Raw genomic sequence first — 18,281 nt, forward strand, 5'->3', positions numbered from 1 at the left:
TCCCCCTGCGTTTCAGCTCCCGAATCCACCGTCGCAGCGCCCGGCGGGGACGACCCGCCCGATGCCTTGCGTGTGAGGACCCATGCTCAATGCAGTTGGGCCTTCGACTTCGGCCCGGTCAGACCTTCGGCGAAACTCACCGCCGTGTCCAGACCCCTGCCGGTCCCGAGCGCAACCACGGCCGGCTTGCTGCGTGCGAGGAGCGCACGCGCGGCATCGCGGGTGCTTTCGACGCTCACGGCCTCGATCTTGGCGACCATCTCCTGCAGCGTCTGCGGCCTGCCATAGGCGAGGATGTGACGCGCGAGCTGTTCGGCGCGGGCGCTGCAGCTTTCCAGCGCCATCAGAAGCCCGGCCTTCATCTGCGCCTTGGCGCGGGCGACCTCGGCCTCGCTCAGCGTCTCCACCGCATTGCCGATGATGTCGACCACGACCTCCATCATTTCCGGCGCGTCGGCAGGATCGGTGCCGGTGTAGAGGCCGAAGAAGCCGGTGTCGCTGTAGGGCGCGTGGAACGTATAGACCGAGTAGCAGAGCCCCCGGTTCTCGCGGACCTCCTGGAACAGCCGGGACGACATGCCGCCGCCGAGGATGTTGGTGAACACCTGCAGCGAGAACAGCGACGGATCGGCCTGCGGCACGCCTTCGAGCGCGAGCGTCAGATGCGCCTGCTCGAGGTCGCGATGCACCACGCGCGAGCCGCCCTTGCCGAACGCCGCCGGCTGCGGCTTCGGCGCGGGACCGCCATTGAAGCTGGCGAACCGCTTGGTCACGTCCTCGACCACGCGCTGATGATCGACGGCGCCGGCCGCGGCGACCACCATGTCAGGCCCGCGATAATGCGTCGAGAGATAGCCGTGCAGCTTGTCGCGGTCGAACGCCTCGAGCGTCTTGGCGGTGCCGAGCAGCGAGCGGCCCATCGGCTGATCCGGGAAACAGAGCTCGTTGAGATGCTCGAACACGACGTCGTCGGGCGTGTCCTGCGCCGCGCCGATCTCCTGCACGATCACGTTCTTCTCGCGCTCCAGCTCCTCGGGCACGAAGGACGGATTGGCGAGGATGTCGGAGAGCACGTCGAGCGCCAGCGGCACGTCGGCCTTCAGCACGCGCGCGTAGTAGGCGGTGGTCTCGGTCGAGGTGCCGGCATTGAGGTCGCCGCCGACCGCCTCGATCGCCTCGACGATCTCGCGCGCACTGCGGGTCGTGGTGCCCTTGAACGCCATATGTTCGAGGAGATGCGAGATGCCGTGCTCATCCGGCTTCTCGTCGCGGCCGCCGACCCCGGCCCAGACGCCGAGCGCCGCCGTCTCCAGATGCGGCATCGTGTCGGTGACGACCGTCAGCCCCGTCGGCAGCTTGGTGACTTCCACGCCCATCATGCCATTCCCTGCTTGGCGGCCCGGCTGACCGAGCGGATGAATGTCTCCACCTCGGCCTGATCGTTCCGCATGATCCTTGAATCCTCGCGCTTGCTCATCAGCCCCTCCAGCCAGACCGGCAGATGCGGACGCTGTCCGCAGGCGGCCTCCACCGCGTCGGGGAATTTGGCGGGATGCGCTGTCGCGAGAACGATGTTCGGGACGGACAGATCCGTGCCGTCGCGATCGGCCACGGCGAGCGCGACCGCGGTGTGCGGATCGACGAGATCGCCCGCCTCGCGGAAGGCAGCGCGAATCGCCGCCGCCGTCTCGGTCTCGTCGGCACGACCGGCATCGAAATCGGCGCGGATCGCCGCCAGCATCGCATCGGGAAGAACGAAGCGGCCGGACTGCTTCAGACCCTCCATCAGCCGCCGCACGGTGCCGGCGTCGCGGCCGCCGGCCTCGAACAACAGCCGCTCGAAGTTCGACGACACCTGGATGTCCATCGACGGCGTGGTCGTCTCATGCACCTCGCGCACCTCGTAGATTCCGGTGGCCAGCGTGCGGGCGAGGATATCGTTGACGTTGGTGGCCACGCGGAGCGTGCGCACCGGCAGCCCCATGCGCTTGGCGACGTAGCCAGCGAAGATGTCGCCGAAATTGCCGGTGGGCACGGTGAAGTCGACGGCGCGATGCGGCGCGCCGACGGCGACCGCTGACGTGAAGTAATAGACGACCTGGGCGACGACACGGGCCCAGTTGATCGAGTTGACGCCGGACAGCGAAACCGAATCGCGGAAGCCGTGATTGTTGAACAGGCCCTTCACGATCGCCTGGCAGTCGTCGAAATGGCCTTCGATCGCCAGCGCATGCACGTTCGACGCGCCTGACGTCGTCATCATGCGGCGCTGCACCTCGGAGATGCGGCCGTTCGGGAACAGCACGATGAGATCGGCATTGTCCCGGCCGGCGAAGGCCTCGACCGCGGCGCCGCCGGTGTCGCCGGAGGTCGCGACCACGATCGTGGTGCGCTCGCCGCGCTTGGCCAGCACGTGGTCCATCAGCCGCGAGATCAGCTGCATCGCGACGTCCTTGAACGCCAGGGTCGGGCCGTGGAACAGCTCGAGCACGAACTGGTGCGGGGCGATCTGGTCGAGCGGCACCACCGCAGGATGGCGGAACGTGGCGTAGGCTTCGTTGGCCATGCGGCCGAGCTCGGCGTCAGAAATCTCGCCGGCGACGAACGGCTTGATGACCTCGACCGCGACCTCCCAATAGGGCCGGCCGAAGAATCCCGCGATGGTCTCCGCCGACAGCTGCGGCCAGGTCTCGGGCACGTACAGGCCGCCGTCGCGGGCGAGCCCGGTCAGCATCACGTCGCAGAAGGTGAGCGCGGGGGCTTCCCCGCGGGTCGAAACATAGCGCGTCAAACCGCTCTCCTGACCTGCGTCACCAGGCCATAACCTGTTGATTGAACTCGATATCGGAACCGCCTGGCGGCAACATGGTCCGGCACCATAATGGTTTTGGGGAGGCTGCGAAACCGGTTGTTGGGCCGGGAATGGTCACGACGGCGGGTTACGGCGGGGTTACGGGGCGGGCAAGAGCTAGGTCGCGCACACCCATCTCCTCCGGCCTCGACGCTCGGTCTCGCCTCCCCGAAAGCTGTCATCGCCCGGTTCAAGCCGGGGCGATCCAGTACGCCGCGCCGCCCGTGATCGAGCGCGCCGCCGCGGCGTACTGGATCCCCGCCTGCGCGGGGATGACGACGGTGGTGGTGGCGATCAACCGGGCCGCATTCGCGACTGCTCGACGAAAACATCGGTCGTTCCTCCGTCATTGCGAGCGCAGCGAAGCAATCCAGGGTGGTGGGCGGGACTCTGGATTGCTTCGTCGCTGCGCTCCTCGCAATGACGTGGAGAGAGCCAGCGATTTCCCAAACAGCCCGCCCGCGGAACCGTCTGATCCTGGCACGCGCAGCTTTAACTCCTCGCGACGCCATCAGCGCCCGAGCTCTGCGGAAACTTCTCCCTCCATGAAGCAGAGGGCGCAGGGAAGACCGGATGCCGGCTGGCACCCGCGGCCCCCGTGCGAACAAGAATGCACGGGGCAGGAACCACAGGTTCAGCCAGAGCGACCCGGCCTTCCCTGCGCGATGGGTTACGTATTATACGCGCTCTCCTCGGTGCACCGGGCTTTCTGGCCACCGTGAGCGACAGCGCCTAAGCGCTCCCGCAGGACACCAGCGTCGGGGTGTCAGGACCACGCGACTTCGCCGTCCGTTCAGGCCGCACTCGTCAGTTGCTGCCCGCCCGTCCATCGCATCCCACCTCACGTCCGTGACGACGCGTACGCCCCTCGCAACGAGGCGGGACGGAGCGATACAACCACGATTTCGGAAAATATGAAAGTGAAATTCTCGAGCGAGCCGGGCTGAATACGTTGACCGCGCTGGATTCGCTGAGAAAAACGGATTTCACGCACAGCCGAACTTATCAGTTCGTGTGACCGCCCGGCGGCGGTCCTGACTGCCCGTCGGGCGACTCAGGTCCGACGAGATCAGGCCGGCACGCTTTGTGGGCCGGCCCAGTCTGCCGGCTTTCGGTGTCGTCCATAACCACCATCCGCACGGTGAAGTCACGCTGTGATGGGAGCACGCGTTTTCGACGAGGTGAAGCGGAGCCGCGCGGCGACCGGTCCTTCGGCCCCTCTTCACTTGCGGGCGCCGGCCGCCTAGGATTCCGAGACAACGATCGAGCGCGAGTCCCGTCATGATCATCCAGCGTATCGCAGCCTTCACGGACGGCTCACGCGGCGGCAATCCGGCCGGCGTCGTCATCGGCGACTCCTTGCCCGAAGCTGCCGTGATGCAGGCGATGGCGGCGGAGATCGGCTATTCCGAGACGGCGTTCGCGGCGCCTGATGGAGACACATGGCGGGTGCGCTATTTCGCACCCGAGGCCGAGGTCGATTTCTGCGGCCATGCGACGATTGCGCTGGGCGCGGCGCTGGCCAGGCAGCAGGGCTCCGGCCTCTTTGCGTTGCGGCTCAACCATGCCGAGATCACCGTTGAAGGCGTGCATTCGGCAACGGAATGGAGCGCGGCGTTCAGCTCGCCGCCGACGCGCACGCGCGCGCTCTCCGCGCTGGCGGTCGAGGAGATCCTGGCGCTGTTCGGCCTGACGCATGACGATCTCGATCCGCGGATTCCGCCGGTCCTGGCTCACGCCGGCATGGATCACCCGGTGATCGCGCTGCGCGAGCGCGGCCGCCTCGCTGCGATGAGTTATGATTTCAGCCGGGGCCAAGAGCTGGCGCAACGCGAGCGCTTCTGCACCTTTGCCCTCATCCATGTCGAGACGCCGCAGCTCATCCACGCCCGCAATCCGTTCCCGTTCGGCGGCGTCTATGAGGATCCCGCGACGGGTGCTGCCGCCGCGGCACTCGCCGGCTATCTGCGTGAGCTGGCCTGGCCGGCGCAAGGGCCGATCATGATCCGCCAGGGCGAGGACATGGGCGTGCCGTGCGGGCTGCAGGTCGACCTGGACGGAGCGGCAGGTGCGCCGGTGAAGGTGGCCGGCAGCGTGCGGGCGATCGAGACATAGCGGTCGCCCGCTTGCGCTGCAGCGATGCGGGGCGGCATTGGTCCCGCATCTTGCTTCGCTCATGCGGGCGACGAGCTCGGCGGTCGTCGCTCAGACCGATGCGGCCTCACTCGCCTTCGCATCGGCCTCCGCGAACACCGCCTTGGCCGCGAACAGCCCGTTGAGCGCGGCGGGAAAGCCGGCATAGACCGCCATCTGCATGATCACCTCGGTGATCTCGTCGCGGCTGAGGCCGACATTGAGGCCAGCGTGAATATGCACCTTCAATTGCGGGCTGGCATTGCCGAGCGCGGTCAGGGCCGCAATGGTCGCGATCTCGCGGCTGCGCAGATCGAGACCGGGACGCGAATAGATGTCGCCGAACGGAAACTCGATCACGTAGGTGGCGAAGTCAGGCGCGATGTCGGCGAGCGCGGCGATCACGTTGTGCCCGGCCTCGCCGTCGATCCTATCGAGCGCGCGCCGGCCGCGCGCCAGCCGGTCCTGATCGGTGTCGGCGCTGGAGGACGTCTTGCTCGCGGTTGCGGATCGGTTCGGGATGGATTGCGTCATGCTCATCAGTCCTCTCGCTGCTGCCGGCATAGCCGGCGATCTTGCCGTCGAGAACGAGAAGGCAATCCTGCAACGTGGCGACCTGCGCCCGAACCGCCTCGCGATGCCGCTCCAGCAGCCGGCGTCGCTCCGGCTCGGTGGCGGCGCCGCCCGCGCGCAACTCCGCATAACGGAGCATGTCCCGGATCGGCATTCCCGTGGCCTTGAGACGGCCGAGGAATTCGATCCAGGTCAGGATCGATGCGTCGTAGTCCCGCTGGCGGGCATGATCGCGATCGGCCCTGGGCAGCAGTCCGATCCGCTCGTAGTAGCGGATCGTGTGGGCGGTCAGCCCCGACTGCCTGGCCAGTTCGCCGATCTTCATGCGCGCTCGATCTCCATTCACGACGCCCGACAGGCTACGGGTTCGAGCGCACTCTAAGTCAAGCGGCGTTTTGCCGGCGCGATCGTAGCGTAGCCCGCATGAGCGTAGCGACATGCGGGGACCAGCAAGGCGGTCGAGGTGATCCCGCATGTCGCTTCGCTCATGCGGGCTACGGGGGTCATCGATCGGCCCTGCGCCGTCCCCTGGCCCAGATCGCGAAGGCGGCGATCAGCGCGGCGGCAAGCGAGAACCAGGTGATGGCATATTGCATGTGCTCGTCGCGCAGGTGCGGCGACAGCGGGCCGGGCTTGGGAATGCCGTTGTCCGGCACGGGCGATTCAAGATCGATGTAGAACGGCGCGACCTCGCCCCAGCCGAGCGCGCGGGCCATGGCGAGGTGGTCGCGGGTGAACCACAGGCGCTTGTCGCGATTTTCGGCGGCGGTCAGCAGGCCGGCGGCTTCGGGGAAGCGCAGGTAGCCGGTCAGCGTCACCGGCGCGCCGGTGACGAGCTTGCCGACCTGGCGGTCCTGGATGCTGCGCTCCTGCATGGTGTTGGCGACGAAGCCGGCGTCGATCACGATGGTTTCGCCGGACGCGAGGCGGGCCGGCAGGAAGGCCCACGTGCCGGGGCCGGAGACGTCCTCGCGCACGGCGGAGCCGGCGCTGTAGACCATGGCGTCGGGGAGCTTGGCGTAAGTCGCGATGAAGTTGACGCGCCGGAATTCGTCGCGCTCGGGCGCAAGCTTTGGCCAATCGTTTGGTGGCGGCAGGGGCGCGGGGGCAGCGGCCACGCGTTCGGTGAGGGCTGCGATCAGCGCGTGCTTGGCTGAGCGGCGCTGGAGCTGCCAGACGCCGAGGCCAATGAACAGCGCGACCATCACGACGGTGAACGCGGCGAAGGCGCGGGCGGAGGTTTTGGGACGGGGAGAGGTCATGAGGTCGCTGGGTTGGTGGAGTCGAGCGTCTTTCGGAGTGGATGACCCGGCAGATGAGCGGCGGGCTCGGTCCTCACCTCTCTCCGCCTGCGGCAGGGCTATCGCATATGGTCAATCTGAGTGTGTCGCGAAACCGTCTCCACATCGTCATGCCCGGGCTTGTCCCGGGCATCCACGTCGTTCTCAGCATGCTGGACGACGTGGATGGCCGGGACAAGCCCGGCCATGACGACGCGGAGGGAGATGGGCGCAAAACATCGATCGCCATATGCGATAGCCCTGCCGCCTGCGGGGAGAGGTCGGATTGCATCGCCAGATGCAATCCGGGTGAGGGGGTACAGGTCTCACCGCGAACACTTCCCGTGTGGCGGCCCCTCACCCCAACCCTCTCCCCGTAAGAACGGGGAGAGGGGGCGCACCTTCGGCGCGGTTGATATCTTCACTCCCAAGCAGATTGGCTCTTCGCCTGCTTCCGGTCCCTCATTGCGGGGTCTTGTCGACCAGGCGGCCGGGGGCGGCCTTGTGGTGGAATTGCAGGGCGATCAGCAGCGATTTCATTGCGCGCAGCGGCAGCAGGGTCGTCACCAGGATCAGCGGGCCCCACAGCGCGGCATGAACCCAGAACGGCGGCTGGTACTTCACCTCGACGATCAGGGCGGCACCGACCACGATGGCGCCGGCCAGCATCATGATGAAGATCGCCGGACCGTCGCCGGTGTCGATGAAGGCGTTGTCGAGGTCGCAGACCTCGCAACGCTTGCGCAGGTTGAGGAAGCCGTCGAACAGCTTGCCCTGGCCGCAGCGCGGGCAGCGGCAGGCGAGGCCGCGCAGGATGGTCTGGGCCAAGGTGACGGGAGGATGAGCGGTCATGGTGTCTTGCCCCAGGGGTGGCGGACGCGGCGCGCCTCTCGGTGATACAGCCGGCGGCCGCGAACGCGGATCACTTTTGGATCAAGCGGCGGGAGCCGCCCAACGAAAAGGGCGGCCCGACGGCCGCCCTTCCATATCACGTTCGGCGTAACCGATGCGCCGTTCGCGTCAGTGCGCGCCGTGCGCCATCGACTCGGCGCCGTGGCCCCAGACGTAGATGCAGAGGAACAGGAACAGCCACACCACGTCGACGAAGTGCCAGTACCAGGCGGCGAACTCGAAGCCGAGATGCTGCTTGGGCGTGAAGTGACCGGCATAGGCGCGGATCAGGCAGACGATCAGGAACACCGTGCCGACCAGCACGTGGAAGCCGTGGAAGCCGGTCGCCATGAAGAAGGTGGCGCCGTAGATGTGGCCGGCGAACGAGAACGTCGCGTGGCTGTACTCATAGGCCTGCACGCATGTGAAGGTCGCGCCCAGCAGCACGGTGAGGATCAGGCCGTATTTCAGGCCCTTGCGGTCGCCCTCGAGCAGCGCGTGATGCGCCCAGGTCACGGTGGTGCCCGAGGTCAGCAGGATCAGCGTGTTGAGCAGCGGCAGGTGCCAGGGATCGAAGGTCTCGATGCCCTTGGGCGGCCAGACGCCGCCGATCAGCGCGTCGCGGGTGGCCTGCACCTCGAAATTCGGGAACAGCGCGACGTTGAAATAGGCCCAGAACCAGGCGACGAAGAACATCACCTCAGAGGCGATGAACAGGATCATGCCGTAGCGGTGGTGCAGCTGCACGACGCGGGTGTGGTCGCCCTTGTACTGGGCTTCCTTGATGACGTCGCCCCACCAGCTCGCCATGGTGTAGAGCACGCCGATGGTGCCGATGCCGAACACGATCGGCGCGGCGCCGAACATCTTGTGCATCCAGGCGATCGCGCCGAACGCCATGATGAAGGCCGACACCGAGCCGACGAACGGCCACGGGCTCGGATCAACCAGATGGTAGTCGTGATGCTTGGCGTGCGCCTCAGCCATGGCAAGTCTCTCCCCAGATCGATGCCGGTCGCCCCGGCACGCAGTCGTTCAAGATTGGTCCCCGGATATCGGACAGCCGCGTGGTCATAGGTTGCCCCGCGGCTTGTCCGGCTCGCCCGCGGCGACCGGCTTCGGCGCGGCATCGCGGACGGGATAGAAAGTGTAGGACAGCGTGATCGTCTTCAGCGAATCGTTCTCGTGGTCGGCCGTGATCGCCGGATCGACGTAGAACACGACCGGCATCTCGCGGGTCTCGCCCGGCGCCATGGTCTGCTCGGTGAAGCAGAAGCAGTTGATCTTCTGGAAATAGGCGCCCGAGGTCAGCGGCGTCACGTTGTAGGCGGCCTGCGCCATGGTGGTGCGCGCCGCCTGGTTGGTGACGGTGTAGTACACCGTCACCACCTCGCCGATCGCGACCTCGATCTCGGTCTTCTCCGGCTCGAATTTCCAGGGCAGCCCGCCGGCGACATTGGCGTCGAAGCGCACGCTGATGCGGCGCGCCAGCGGCGCGGAAGACGGCGCCGAGGTCGCGACCTGGGTGGTGCCGTTGAAGCCGGTGGCGCGGCAGAACCAGTTGTAGAACGGCACGGCCGCATAGGAGGCGCCGACCATCAGCACCACGACCGCGCCGCAGATGCCGCCGACCAGCGCGTCGCGGCCGATGCCGCGCGGCGCCGATGGCGGTGCGGCCGGCGCGTTGGTCGATTGGCCCTGGTCGGTCGTGTCCATCGCGAACCTCTACATCGGCCGTTTCAGCACGATCGGGCCCTTCACCATGGTGACGGCGAAGAACAGCACCACGAGCACGCCGAGCGCGAGCGCAATGGCGATCGAGCGGCGGCGGCGGCTGCGCAGCTGCGCCTCGGTGAGGACGATGCCCTCGGGCTCATTCGGATCTGCCATCGCGGTCGCCATGCTTTCCTGCCCCGCGCTCCCTCACCAGATCAGCGGTGCGATCATGCGCGCGATCGCCTCGAGGCCGAGCGTCGCGAACAGCGCGAACAGATACAGGATCGAGAAGGCGAACAGCTTGCGGTTGGCGCGCAGCGAGGTGAGGCGCTCACGCTTGCGGAACACCTCGATGGCGAGCCACAGCATGCCGGCGCCGAGCGCCAGCGACACGACGCCGTAGACGGCATCGAAATAGCCGAGCGGCCAGGGCGCGGCGGCGACCGCCACCAGCACGATGGTGTAGAGCAGGATCTGCAGCCGGGTGGCGTCGGGACCTGCGACCACTGGGAGCATCGGCACGCCGGCGCGGGCATAGTCGTCGGTGCGGAACAGCGCCAGGGCCCAGAAATGCGGCGGGGTCCAGAAGAAGATGATCAGGAACAGCCAGAGCGGCTCCGGCGCGATTCCGCCGGTGGCCGCAGCCCAGGCCACGACCGGCGGCAGCGCGCCGGCGGCGCCGCCGATGACGATGTTCTGCGCGGTCCAGCGCTTCAGCCACAGCGTGTAGATCACGACGTAGAAGAAGATCGTGAAGGCGAGCAGCGCGCCGGCGAACCAGTTGACGAGGATGCCGAGCGTCAGCACCGAGAAGAACGACAGGGTGATGCCGAAGGCCAGCGCCTCCTGGCGGGTGACGCGTCCGCGCGGGATCGGGCGGTTGGCGGTGCGCGACATCAGCGAGTCGATGTCGCCTTCCAGCGCCATGTTCAACGCGCCGGAGGCGCCCGCGCCGACGGCGATGCACAGCAGCGAGGTGATCGCCAGCACCGGGTGGAAATGGCCGGGAGCGATCAGGAGGCCGATCAGCGCCGTGAAGATCACGAGCGACATCACCCGCGGCTTGAGGAGCGCGAGATAGTCGCCGACATCGGCCTCGGAAATCCGCGGGCCGACGGCGATGGCGTTCTGATCGATGACCGACACGATGAATCCAGACTTCAATTCAAAGGCGCTGAACGAGAGACTTCAGCACGTCGCTTCAGAGATCCGGTCGAGGCCAGCAACGGCGCAGCGGCCGGAGAGATCGACGCGGCGCCGGAGGGCGCCGCGTCGGAGAACGGGGATCACTGCACCTTCGGCAGGACCTCGAACTGGTGGAACGGCGGCGGCGACGACAGGGTCCATTCCAGGGTGGTCGCGCCCGGTCCCCACGGATTGGCCGCCGCCTGCTGCTTGCGCATGAAGGCTTCGACCACGCCGTAGATGAAGATCAGGACGCCGAAGGCCGAGATGTAGGAGCCGATCGACGACACCAGGTTCCAGCCGGCATAGGCATCGGGATAGTCGACGTAGCGGCGCGGCATGCCCGACAGGCCGAGGAAGTGCTGCGGGAAGAACACCAGGTTCACGCCGACGAAGGTGACCCAGAAGTGCGCCTTCGCGATGCCCTCATTGTACATGTAGCCGAACATCTTCGGGAACCAGTAGTACCAGCCGGCGAAGATGGCGAACACGGCGCCGAGCGACAGCACGTAGTGGAAGTGCGCGACGACGTAGTAGGTGTCCTGCAGCACGCGGTCGACGCCGGCATTCGCCAGCACGACGCCGGTGACGCCGCCGACCGTGAACAGGAAGATGAAGCCCACGGCCCACAGCATCGGCGCGCGGAACTCGATCGAGCCGCCCCACATCGTGGCGATCCAGGAGAAGATCTTCACGCCGGTCGGCACCGCGATCACCATGGTGGCGGCGACGAAATAAGCCTGCGTCGCCGAGGACATGCCGACCGTGTACATGTGGTGCGCCCAGACCACGAAGCCGATGCCGCCGATCGCGACCATGGCGTAGGCCATGCCGAGATAGCCGAACACGGGCTTGCGCGAGAAGGTCGAGACGATCTGGCTGATCATGCCGAAGCCGGGCAGGATCAGGATGTACACTTCGGGGTGACCGAAGAACCAGAACAGATGCTGGAACAGCAGCGGGTCACCGCCGCCATCGGGAGCGAAGAAGGTGGTGCCGAAATTGCGGTCGGTCAGCATCATCGTGATGGCGCCGGCGAGCACCGGCAGCGACAGCAACAGTAGGAACACCGTCACCAGCACCGACCAGACGAACAGCGGCATCTTGTGCAGGGTCATGCCCGGCGCGCGCATGTTGAAGATGGTGGTGATGAAGTTGATCGAGCCCAGGATCGACGACGCGCCGGCAAGATGCAGCGACAGGATCGCGAAGTCGACCGCGGGACCGGGATGGCCCGACGTCGACAACGGCACATACATCGTCCAGCCCGCACCGACGCCGTTGGCGCCAGGCTCGCCCTCGACGAAGGTCGACATCAAGAGCAGCGCGAACGAGGCCGGCAGCAGCCAGAACGAGATGTTGTTCATGCGCGGGAACGCCATGTCCGGCGCACCGATCATCAGCGGCACCATCCAGTTGCCGAAGCCGCCGATCATCGCGGGCATGACCATGAAGAAGATCATGATCAGGCCGTGCGAGGTCACGAACACGTTGTAGGTGTGGCTCTCGTGGAAGAGCTGCACGCCCGGATACATCAGCTCGATGCGGATCGCGACCGACATCGCGCCGCCGATCAGGCCGGCGAACACGGCGAAGATCAGGTACATCGTGCCGATGTCTTTGTGGTTGGTCGAATACAGCCAGCGCCGCCATCCGGTCGGATGGTCGTGCGCGTGATCGTCATGGCCGGTGTGCGTCGCTACGTTCGTCGCCATTGTCCAATCCTCAGTGTCCCCGTGGGCCGCGCGCGGCGGCCCTCAATGTCTTGCGTTCGTCCCCGCGACTTACTGCGACACGCCCGCGGCGGACGCGTAGGTCGCGGCCGGCGCGCTGGCGTACTTCTTCTTGGCGTCCTCGATCCAGGCCGCGAACTCCTGGTCGCTCACGACGCGCACGGCGATCGGCATGAAGGCGTGATCCTTGCCGCAGAGCTCGGAGCACTGGCCGTAATACATGCCGACCTTGGTCGCCTTGAACCAGGTCTCGTTGAGGCGGCCGGGAATAGCGTCGATCTTGATGCCGAAGGACGGCACCGCGAAGGAGTGGATGACGTCGGCGCCGGTGGTCTGGACGCGAATCACCTTGTTGACCGGCACGACCATCTCATTGTCGACCGCCAGCAGACGCGGCTTCTTATCCTGCGCCATCAGCGAGTCGAACTCGAACTTGCCGTTGTCGGGATAGGCGTAGCTCCAGTACCACTGCTTGCCGGTCGCCTTGATGGTCAGGTCGGCCTTCGGCACGTCGAGTTCGAGGAAGAGCAGGCGGAACGACGGCACCGCGATGGTGACGAGGATCAGCACCGGGATCAGCGTCCACGCCACTTCGAGCAGCGTGTTGTGCGTGGTGCGCGACGGCACCGGATTGGCGCGTGCATTGAACTTCACGACGACCGCAACCAGCAGCGCCAGCACGAACAGCGTGATGATGGTGATGATCGTCAGCAGCAGCCCGTGAAACCAGGTGATGTTCTCCATCACCGGCGTGGCCGCTTCCTGCAGCTTGTATTCCCACGGGGCCGGCTGCCCCGTCTCGGCAAACGCCTGCCCACCCGACACGAGCGTCATGCCCGCTACGGCCAACCCCAGCAAGGCGCTCAATTGGCCTTTCGACATCTTCATGTCGTCGCGCTCCCTTCAGAACTTTCCCCCTCGGCGCACCGCGGTTTTACGCAGCGCGCCGTCGATCCGCTCTCCTGACGATTGGCCTTCGGGCGGATGCTTGAGAAAAGCACCTCGGCCAGTTCACTGGAATGACGAAATCTTTCTTCTCAAACCATAATTCTTGACCTATCGCAATGCAGTCTTAAGCCGGATATCGCGTGCGACGCGCGACATCGACATAGGTCAGTTTTTCCGAGAAATTGCCGCACGCCGTGGTTTCCCGGACAACGGGCGCTTGACAGCCGTGCAGCGCGATGTAGGCAACGGAACAAAGGCCGTTTGCGAGGCTGATTCGGCGAGGCGCAGCGGCAGTGTCCCGGGTGCGGCCATATTTCGTATCGTTTCGCGCCGTAGGCTGACGACACTGTCCTCATGACGCCATCATTGCCGTATCATGGCGTCGGATGCGCAGACCACCCACAGGAAATTGTCATGGCACCGACCCGGATCAGGGTTTCAACGGACAGGACAGCTGACATGCCGATCCCAGCTGCGAATGACTCGCGCCGTTCGTGCCGATTCAGCTCCACGCGCGCGCGCCTTGCGGCAATAACCTCAGTAATCGCCATGCTCGCTGCGACTGCAATCGGCATGCCTCAGTCCGCACACGCGCAGGGCGCCGTGCGCTCGGTGCATGGCGACTGGCAGATCCGCTGCGATACGCCGCCGGGCGCGCAGAACGAGCAGTGCGCGCTGATCCAGAGCGTCGTCGCCGAGGACCGCTCCAATGCCGGGCTCACCGTGATCATGCTGAAGACGGCGGACCAGAAGAGCCGGCTGATGCGCGTCGTCGCGCCGCTCGGCGTGCTGCTGCCGTCCGGCCTCGGCCTGAAGCTCGACAACCAGGATGTCGGCCGCGCCGGCTTCGTGCGCTGCCTGCCGAACGGCTGTGTCGCCGAGGTGGTGCTCGAGGACAAGCTGCTCGGCCAGCTCAAGACCGCGAAGACCGCGACCTTCATCATCTTCGAGACGCCGGAGGAAGGCATCGGCTTCCCGCTCAGCCTGAACGGCCTCGCCGACGGCTTCGACAAGCTGCCGTGACGGGGCGGCACGTCCGCCCGCTTTGACACATTGACGTGATCACGAACGTAATCGCGCGCCTCACCCCGTGGTGTCCAGCGCCAGGGCCATCACCAGCAGCGTCTTGTCGAAGCCGTCGTCGCCGGCTTCGCGCGGCTGCACCGCCTTCAGCAGGAAGCCGGCCTTCTGGTACAGCCGGATGGCATTGGTGTTGCTGCGGTAAACCGTGAGCTCGACGCGCGAGAAGCCCGCCGCCCGCGCGGCCTCCAGCGTGGCCGCCATCAGCCGCCGCCCCAAGCCCTGATGCCGGAACTGCGGCAATAGGCCCATGCCGAGCACCCCGACCCGGGCATCGATTGGCCCTGATTTGGGCGTCACATCGCACCAGCCGACGACCTCGCCGGCCGAGAGCGCGACGAATTGCGGGTATCCCTCGTGAATGTTGTTCAGAATGAAGGCGCGCGTGGACTCCAGCGGCGGCGCCTGCACGAACGACAGATAGCGCCGCTCGCGCGCGACAAAATCGAGCGTGCGATGGAAGCTCTCGATATGGGTGGCAGTGATGGGAACGATCTCAACCATGTCAGTTCGGTAATCATCCAGCCCCTCGCGCCCCGACGTCAAAACAACTATCTTGGAATGAACGCTCCGACAACGGATTGACCCATGACAGCTCCCACCACCTCTCTGCTCGAGCGCGCCAATCTGGATCGTGATGCGGTCCGGAACGAGGTCGCGCGCGGCCTTTCCGGCGCCGATGACGGCGAATTGTTCTTCGAATACAGCCAGACCGAGGCGCTGATGTTCGACAATGGCCGGCTCAAGCAGGCGACCTATGACACCAGCCAGGGATTCGGCCTGCGCGCGGTCAAGGACGATGCGGTCGGCTACGCCCATTCCTCCGACGTCTCGCTGCCGGCGCTGATGCGAGCGGCCGATGCCGTCAGCGCCGTGCGCGGCGGCTATTCCGGCACCTTCGCGAGCGCGCCGCCGCACACCAATGTTCGGCTCTATGCCGATGACAATCCGCTCGACGCCCCCGGGTTCGAAAGCAAGGTCAAGCTGCTCGGCGAGATCGACGCTTATCTGCGCGACAAGGATCCGCGCGTGCGCCAGGTGACGGTCAGCCTGGGCGCGACCTGGCAGGTGGTCGAGATCCTGCGACCCGACGGCGAGAGCTATCGCGACATTCGCCCGCTGGTGCGCGTCAACGTCTCCGTCGTCGCCGGCCAGGGTGACCGCCAGGAGAGCGGCAGCAAGGGCTATGGCGGCCGCGAGCCGTACGCGCGCTTCATCGAGACCAAGGCGTGGCGCGAGGCGGCCGACGGCGCGCTGCGCGAGGCGCTGGTCAACCTGGAATCCGTGCCTGCCCCCGCCGGCGAGATGGACGTCGTGTTAGGAGCCGGCTGGCCCGGCGTGATGCTGCATGAAGCCGTCGGCCACGGCCTCGAGGGCGACTTCAACCGCAAGAAGACCTCGGCCTTCGCCGGGCTGCTGGGCAAGCCGGTCGCCGCCAAGGGCGTCACGGTGGTCGACGACGGCACCATGGCCTCGCGCCGCGGCTCGCTGTCGATCGACGACGAGGGCACGCCGACCAGCCGCACCGTGCTGATCGAGGACGGCATTCTCGTGGGCTACATGCAGGACCGCCAGAACGCGCGGCTGATGAACATGGCGCCGACCGGCAACGGCCGCCGCCAGGGCTACGCGCATGTGCCGATGCCGCGCATGACCAACACCTACATGCTGGCCGGCGAGCGCGATCCGGCCGAGATCATCGCCTCCGTCAAGAACGGCATCTACGCGGTCAATTTCGGCGGCGGCCAGGTCGACATCACCTCGGGCAAATACGTCTTCCAGTGCACCGAGGCCTACAAGATCGAGAACGGCAAGGTCGGCGCGCCGGTCAAGGGCGCGATGCTGATCGGCAATGGCCCGACCGACCTCAACCGCATCAGCATGATCGGCAACGACCTCGCGCTCGACACCGGCATCGGCACCTGCGGCAAACAGGGCCAGGGCGTGCCGGTCGGCGTCGGCCAGCCGACCTTGCGCATGGATCGCATCACGGTCGGAGGCACCGGACGATGAGCCTCGACAAGATGTCCACGGGCAAGACCGCCACCAAGGCGCCGCGCAAGGATACGACGACCTGGGGCGGACAGATCGCGCAGCTCGCCGCCGTCGTCATGATCGTGTTCGTCGCCAAGGGCGCGATCGCCGAGCCGTTCTACGTGCCGTCGGGCTCGATGGAGCCGACACTCCTGATCGGCGATGCCCTGCTGGCGTCGAAGTTTCCCTACGGCTACGGCACCTCGTCGCTGCCGATGCAGATCACCCTGCCGGAGACCGGACGGCTGTTCGGCGAAACGCCGAAGCGCGGCGATGTCGTCGTGTTCCGCTGGCCGGGCGACAATTCGCAGGCCTGGGTGAAGCGCGTCGTCGGCCTGCCCGGCGACCGCATCCAGATGCGCCAGGGCCAGCTCTACATCAACGGCGAGGCCGCGGCGCTCAAGCCGGACGGCATCGGCGATGCCGAGGACGACAGCGGCCGCAACGAGCCGGCCTATCGCTACGTCGAGACGCTGCCGAACGGCGTGTCGCACTTGATCTTCAAGATGCGTGATAACGGCCGGCTCGACAACACGCCGGAAGTGACCGTGCCGCCGGGCAAGCTGTTCGTGCTCGGCGACAACAGAGACAACTCCGCCGATAGCCGCGTCTCCTTGCGCGACGGCGGGGTCGGCCTGTTGCCGATCGACAATCTGGTCGGCCGCGCCGACGCGGTGGTCGGCTCCTGGGACCTCGGCTTCAAGAACCAGCCGGTCTGGGCCTGGCTGTCGGGCTTCCGTCTCGATCGCTTCTTCACCGCCGTTCGCTGAGCGGACGGCGCTCGTGACCTTCGACGATGTCAGGGCGCTCGCGCTGGCATGGCCGGAGGTCGAGGACGGCACGTCCTACGGAACGGCGGCGCTGAAGGTGCGCAAGAAGCTGCTGGCGCGGCTGAAGGAGGATGGCGACAGCCTCGTCCTCCCCGGCGTGCCCTCCGACGAGCGCGCGACGCTGGTCGAGAGCCGGCCAAGACTGTTCTATTTCACCGATCACTATCGCGACTATCCGATCGTGCTGCTGCGGCTGTCCAAGGCGACGATCGCTGACGTCGAGCCGCTGTTGCAGCGGCAGTGGCGGACGCTGGCGTCGAAGAAGGCGCTTGCGGCGTTCGATGGCGGCTGAGCGCTGCCATTTTCCGACATCCATTGCGAGGCGTATGGTGATGTCCGCGTGAGCGGACGGTATTTGCGTGCTATCAAGCGGCATGACCGAGGATGACTTCGTCACAGCAGCGCTCCGCAATCCCGTCAACGCCGCGCTGATGGATCTGCTGCGTGCGACGGCTTTGCCCGACGCGTGGATCGTTGCCGGCTGCCTGATCCAGACAGTGTGGAACGCGCGGAGCGGACGTCCGATCTTTCATGGCATCAACGACTACGATATCTTCTACTTCGATCCTGACACGTCATGGGATGCCGAGGACGCCGTCATCCAACGCGTCGCATCGCTTCTTCAACACCTCGATGCCAAGGTCGAGGTGCGCAACCAGGCGCGTGTGCATTTGTGGTACCCCATCAAGCACGGCCGCCCCTACCCCGCCTTGGCGCGCTCGACCGACGGCATCGACCGCTTTCTCACCGTCAACACGCAGGTCGGCCTCCGGCCAACAGCGGATGGATATCAGCTCTATGCGCCCAAGGGCCTGGATGATATCGAGGCGATGATCGTGCGGCCGAACTACACGGCCAATTTTACGGCGGCGAACTACGCAGCGAAGGCGGCACGTTGGAAGGCGCTGTGGCCGGAGATCACGGTCATCGCCGCCGAGGAATAATCCGGCGGGATCGCAACAGCTCTATCCACGCGTCATTCCGGGGCGCGCGCAGCGCGAGCCCGGAATCCATTTCTCGTCAGGGC

General features: G+C 66.3%; 19 protein-coding genes. 6 read left to right on the plus strand and 13 right to left on the minus strand.

The genetic code is table 11. From position 1 onward, the window contains the following. Window positions 1-86 precede the first annotated feature (86 nt). A complete protein-coding gene (locus ACQR1L_RS02860; RefSeq protein ID WP_434856569.1) occupies window positions 87-1,376 on the minus strand; it encodes a M16 family metallopeptidase in 1,290 nt (429 codons plus the stop codon). Beyond that, window positions 1,376-2,791: a threonine synthase gene (gene thrC, locus ACQR1L_RS02865; RefSeq protein WP_434856389.1), complete on the minus strand. Its 1,416-nt coding sequence runs from the start codon at window positions 2,789-2,791 to the stop codon at window positions 1,376-1,378. The genes ACQR1L_RS02860 and thrC overlap by 1 nt, the downstream gene beginning before the upstream one ends. 1,341 nt (window positions 2,792-4,132) lie before the next feature. On the opposite strand from thrC, the gene ACQR1L_RS02870 reads away from it, so the two are divergent. Further along, complete coding sequence (locus tag ACQR1L_RS02870) at window positions 4,133-4,966, plus strand: PhzF family phenazine biosynthesis protein (RefSeq protein ID WP_434856390.1); 834 nt, start codon at window positions 4,133-4,135, stop codon at window positions 4,964-4,966. Between the two features lie 90 nt (window positions 4,967-5,056). Here the strand turns inward: ACQR1L_RS02870 and ACQR1L_RS02875 are convergent, their stop codons facing one another. From ACQR1L_RS02875 to coxB, 10 genes are all read right to left on the minus strand, one after another. Continuing rightward, on the minus strand, window positions 5,057-5,518 hold the full coding sequence (locus tag ACQR1L_RS02875) for a carboxymuconolactone decarboxylase family protein (RefSeq protein ID WP_434856391.1): 462 nt from the start codon (window positions 5,516-5,518) through the stop codon (window positions 5,057-5,059). Beyond that, window positions 5,415-5,882 (minus strand): MerR family transcriptional regulator, encoded by a 468-nt coding sequence (locus ACQR1L_RS02880; RefSeq protein ID WP_434856392.1) that lies wholly within the window; start codon window positions 5,880-5,882, stop codon window positions 5,415-5,417. Before ACQR1L_RS02880 ends, ACQR1L_RS02875 begins: the two co-directional genes overlap by 104 nt. A gap of 178 nt (window positions 5,883-6,060) precedes the next feature. Further along, window positions 6,061-6,819: an SURF1 family protein gene (locus tag ACQR1L_RS02885; protein WP_434856393.1), complete on the minus strand. Its 759-nt coding sequence runs from the start codon at window positions 6,817-6,819 to the stop codon at window positions 6,061-6,063. Window positions 6,820-7,299: 480 nt separating this feature from the next. Then, on the minus strand, window positions 7,300-7,689 hold the full coding sequence (locus ACQR1L_RS02890) for a DUF983 domain-containing protein (RefSeq protein ID WP_434856394.1): 390 nt from the start codon (window positions 7,687-7,689) through the stop codon (window positions 7,300-7,302). Between the two features lie 168 nt (window positions 7,690-7,857). Further along, window positions 7,858-8,715, minus strand: coding sequence for a cytochrome c oxidase subunit 3 (locus ACQR1L_RS02895; RefSeq protein ID WP_434856395.1), 858 nt, complete (start codon window positions 8,713-8,715; stop codon window positions 7,858-7,860). A gap of 84 nt (window positions 8,716-8,799) precedes the next feature. After that, complete coding sequence (locus tag ACQR1L_RS02900) at window positions 8,800-9,444, minus strand: cytochrome c oxidase assembly protein (RefSeq protein WP_434856396.1); 645 nt, start codon at window positions 9,442-9,444, stop codon at window positions 8,800-8,802. Between the two features lie 9 nt (window positions 9,445-9,453). Then, window positions 9,454-9,630, minus strand: a complete 177-nt coding sequence (locus ACQR1L_RS02905; protein WP_434856397.1) for a CoxF protein — start codon at window positions 9,628-9,630, stop codon at window positions 9,454-9,456. A gap of 21 nt (window positions 9,631-9,651) precedes the next feature. Beyond that, the gene (locus ACQR1L_RS02910) at window positions 9,652-10,590 is read right to left on the minus strand and encodes a heme o synthase (protein WP_434856398.1); all 939 of its coding nucleotides are present in this window, start codon (window positions 10,588-10,590) and stop codon (window positions 9,652-9,654) included. A 140-nt stretch (window positions 10,591-10,730) separates the two neighbouring features. Next, window positions 10,731-12,344, minus strand: coding sequence for a cytochrome c oxidase subunit I (gene ctaD, locus ACQR1L_RS02915; protein WP_434856399.1), 1,614 nt, complete (start codon window positions 12,342-12,344; stop codon window positions 10,731-10,733). Window positions 12,345-12,413: 69 nt separating this feature from the next. Further along, window positions 12,414-13,250 carry a cytochrome c oxidase subunit II gene (gene coxB, locus ACQR1L_RS02920; protein WP_434856400.1) on the minus strand — a complete coding sequence of 279 codons (837 nt, stop codon included), beginning with the start codon at window positions 13,248-13,250 and terminating at the stop codon, window positions 12,414-12,416. Window positions 13,251-13,724: 474 nt separating this feature from the next. On the opposite strand from coxB, the gene ACQR1L_RS02925 reads away from it, so the two are divergent. After that, on the plus strand, window positions 13,725-14,333 hold the full coding sequence (locus tag ACQR1L_RS02925; protein WP_434856401.1) for an invasion associated locus B family protein: 609 nt from the start codon (window positions 13,725-13,727) through the stop codon (window positions 14,331-14,333). 60 nt (window positions 14,334-14,393) lie between these two features. Here ACQR1L_RS02925 and ACQR1L_RS02930 read toward each other — a convergent pair whose 3' ends face one another. Further along, complete coding sequence (locus tag ACQR1L_RS02930) at window positions 14,394-14,894, minus strand: GNAT family N-acetyltransferase (RefSeq protein WP_434856570.1); 501 nt, start codon at window positions 14,892-14,894, stop codon at window positions 14,394-14,396. An 84-nt stretch (window positions 14,895-14,978) separates the two neighbouring features. Between ACQR1L_RS02930 and tldD the strand changes: the two genes are divergently transcribed. From tldD to ACQR1L_RS02950, 4 genes are all read left to right on the plus strand, one after another. After that, complete coding sequence (gene tldD, locus ACQR1L_RS02935) at window positions 14,979-16,403, plus strand: metalloprotease TldD (RefSeq protein WP_434856402.1); 1,425 nt, start codon at window positions 14,979-14,981, stop codon at window positions 16,401-16,403. Further along, the gene (lepB, locus tag ACQR1L_RS02940) at window positions 16,400-17,194 is read left to right on the plus strand and encodes a signal peptidase I (RefSeq protein WP_434856403.1); all 795 of its coding nucleotides are present in this window, start codon (window positions 16,400-16,402) and stop codon (window positions 17,192-17,194) included. Before tldD ends, lepB begins: the two co-directional genes overlap by 4 nt. 13 nt (window positions 17,195-17,207) lie before the next feature. Next, a complete protein-coding gene (locus ACQR1L_RS02945; protein ID WP_434856404.1) occupies window positions 17,208-17,546 on the plus strand; it encodes an MmcQ/YjbR family DNA-binding protein in 339 nt (112 codons plus the stop codon). An 82-nt stretch (window positions 17,547-17,628) separates the two neighbouring features. Further along, window positions 17,629-18,198: a nucleotidyltransferase family protein gene (locus ACQR1L_RS02950; RefSeq protein WP_434856405.1), complete on the plus strand. Its 570-nt coding sequence runs from the start codon at window positions 17,629-17,631 to the stop codon at window positions 18,196-18,198. Window positions 18,199-18,281: the final 83 nt, after the last annotated feature.

The sequence above is a fragment of the Bradyrhizobium sp. HKCCYLR20261 genome (genome assembly GCF_051168435.1).
GTDB lineage: Bacteria > Pseudomonadota > Alphaproteobacteria > Rhizobiales > Xanthobacteraceae > Bradyrhizobium.

Excerpts from the sequence above, each read along its gene's own strand:
- ACQR1L_RS02860 (WP_434856569.1), bottom strand. The coding sequence starts at position 1,376 with ATGGGCGTGGAAGTCACCAAGCTGCCGACGGGGCTGACGGTCGTCACC.
- ACQR1L_RS02870 (WP_434856390.1), top strand. The coding sequence starts at position 4,133 with ATGATCATCCAGCGTATCGCAGCCTTCACGGACGGCTCACGCGGCGGC.
- ACQR1L_RS02875 (WP_434856391.1), bottom strand. The coding sequence starts at position 5,518 with ATGACGCAATCCATCCCGAACCGATCCGCAACCGCGAGCAAGACGTCC.
- ACQR1L_RS02880 (WP_434856392.1), bottom strand. The coding sequence starts at position 5,882 with ATGAAGATCGGCGAACTGGCCAGGCAGTCGGGGCTGACCGCCCACACG.
- ACQR1L_RS02885 (WP_434856393.1), bottom strand. The coding sequence starts at position 6,819 with ATGACCTCTCCCCGTCCCAAAACCTCCGCCCGCGCCTTCGCCGCGTTC.
- ACQR1L_RS02890 (WP_434856394.1), bottom strand. The coding sequence starts at position 7,689 with ATGACCGCTCATCCTCCCGTCACCTTGGCCCAGACCATCCTGCGCGGC.
- ACQR1L_RS02895 (WP_434856395.1), bottom strand. The coding sequence starts at position 8,715 with ATGGCTGAGGCGCACGCCAAGCATCACGACTACCATCTGGTTGATCCG.
- ACQR1L_RS02900 (WP_434856396.1), bottom strand. The coding sequence starts at position 9,444 with ATGGACACGACCGACCAGGGCCAATCGACCAACGCGCCGGCCGCACCG.
- ACQR1L_RS02905 (WP_434856397.1), bottom strand. The coding sequence starts at position 9,630 with ATGGCGACCGCGATGGCAGATCCGAATGAGCCCGAGGGCATCGTCCTC.
- ctaD (WP_434856399.1), bottom strand. The coding sequence starts at position 12,344 with ATGGCGACGAACGTAGCGACGCACACCGGCCATGACGATCACGCGCAC.
- coxB (WP_434856400.1), bottom strand. The coding sequence starts at position 13,250 with ATGAAGATGTCGAAAGGCCAATTGAGCGCCTTGCTGGGGTTGGCCGTA.
- ACQR1L_RS02925 (WP_434856401.1), top strand. The coding sequence starts at position 13,725 with ATGGCACCGACCCGGATCAGGGTTTCAACGGACAGGACAGCTGACATG.
- ACQR1L_RS02930 (WP_434856570.1), bottom strand. The coding sequence starts at position 14,894 with ATGGTTGAGATCGTTCCCATCACTGCCACCCATATCGAGAGCTTCCAT.
- tldD (WP_434856402.1), top strand. The coding sequence starts at position 14,979 with ATGACAGCTCCCACCACCTCTCTGCTCGAGCGCGCCAATCTGGATCGT.
- lepB (WP_434856403.1), top strand. The coding sequence starts at position 16,400 with ATGAGCCTCGACAAGATGTCCACGGGCAAGACCGCCACCAAGGCGCCG.
- ACQR1L_RS02950 (WP_434856405.1), top strand. The coding sequence starts at position 17,629 with ATGACCGAGGATGACTTCGTCACAGCAGCGCTCCGCAATCCCGTCAAC.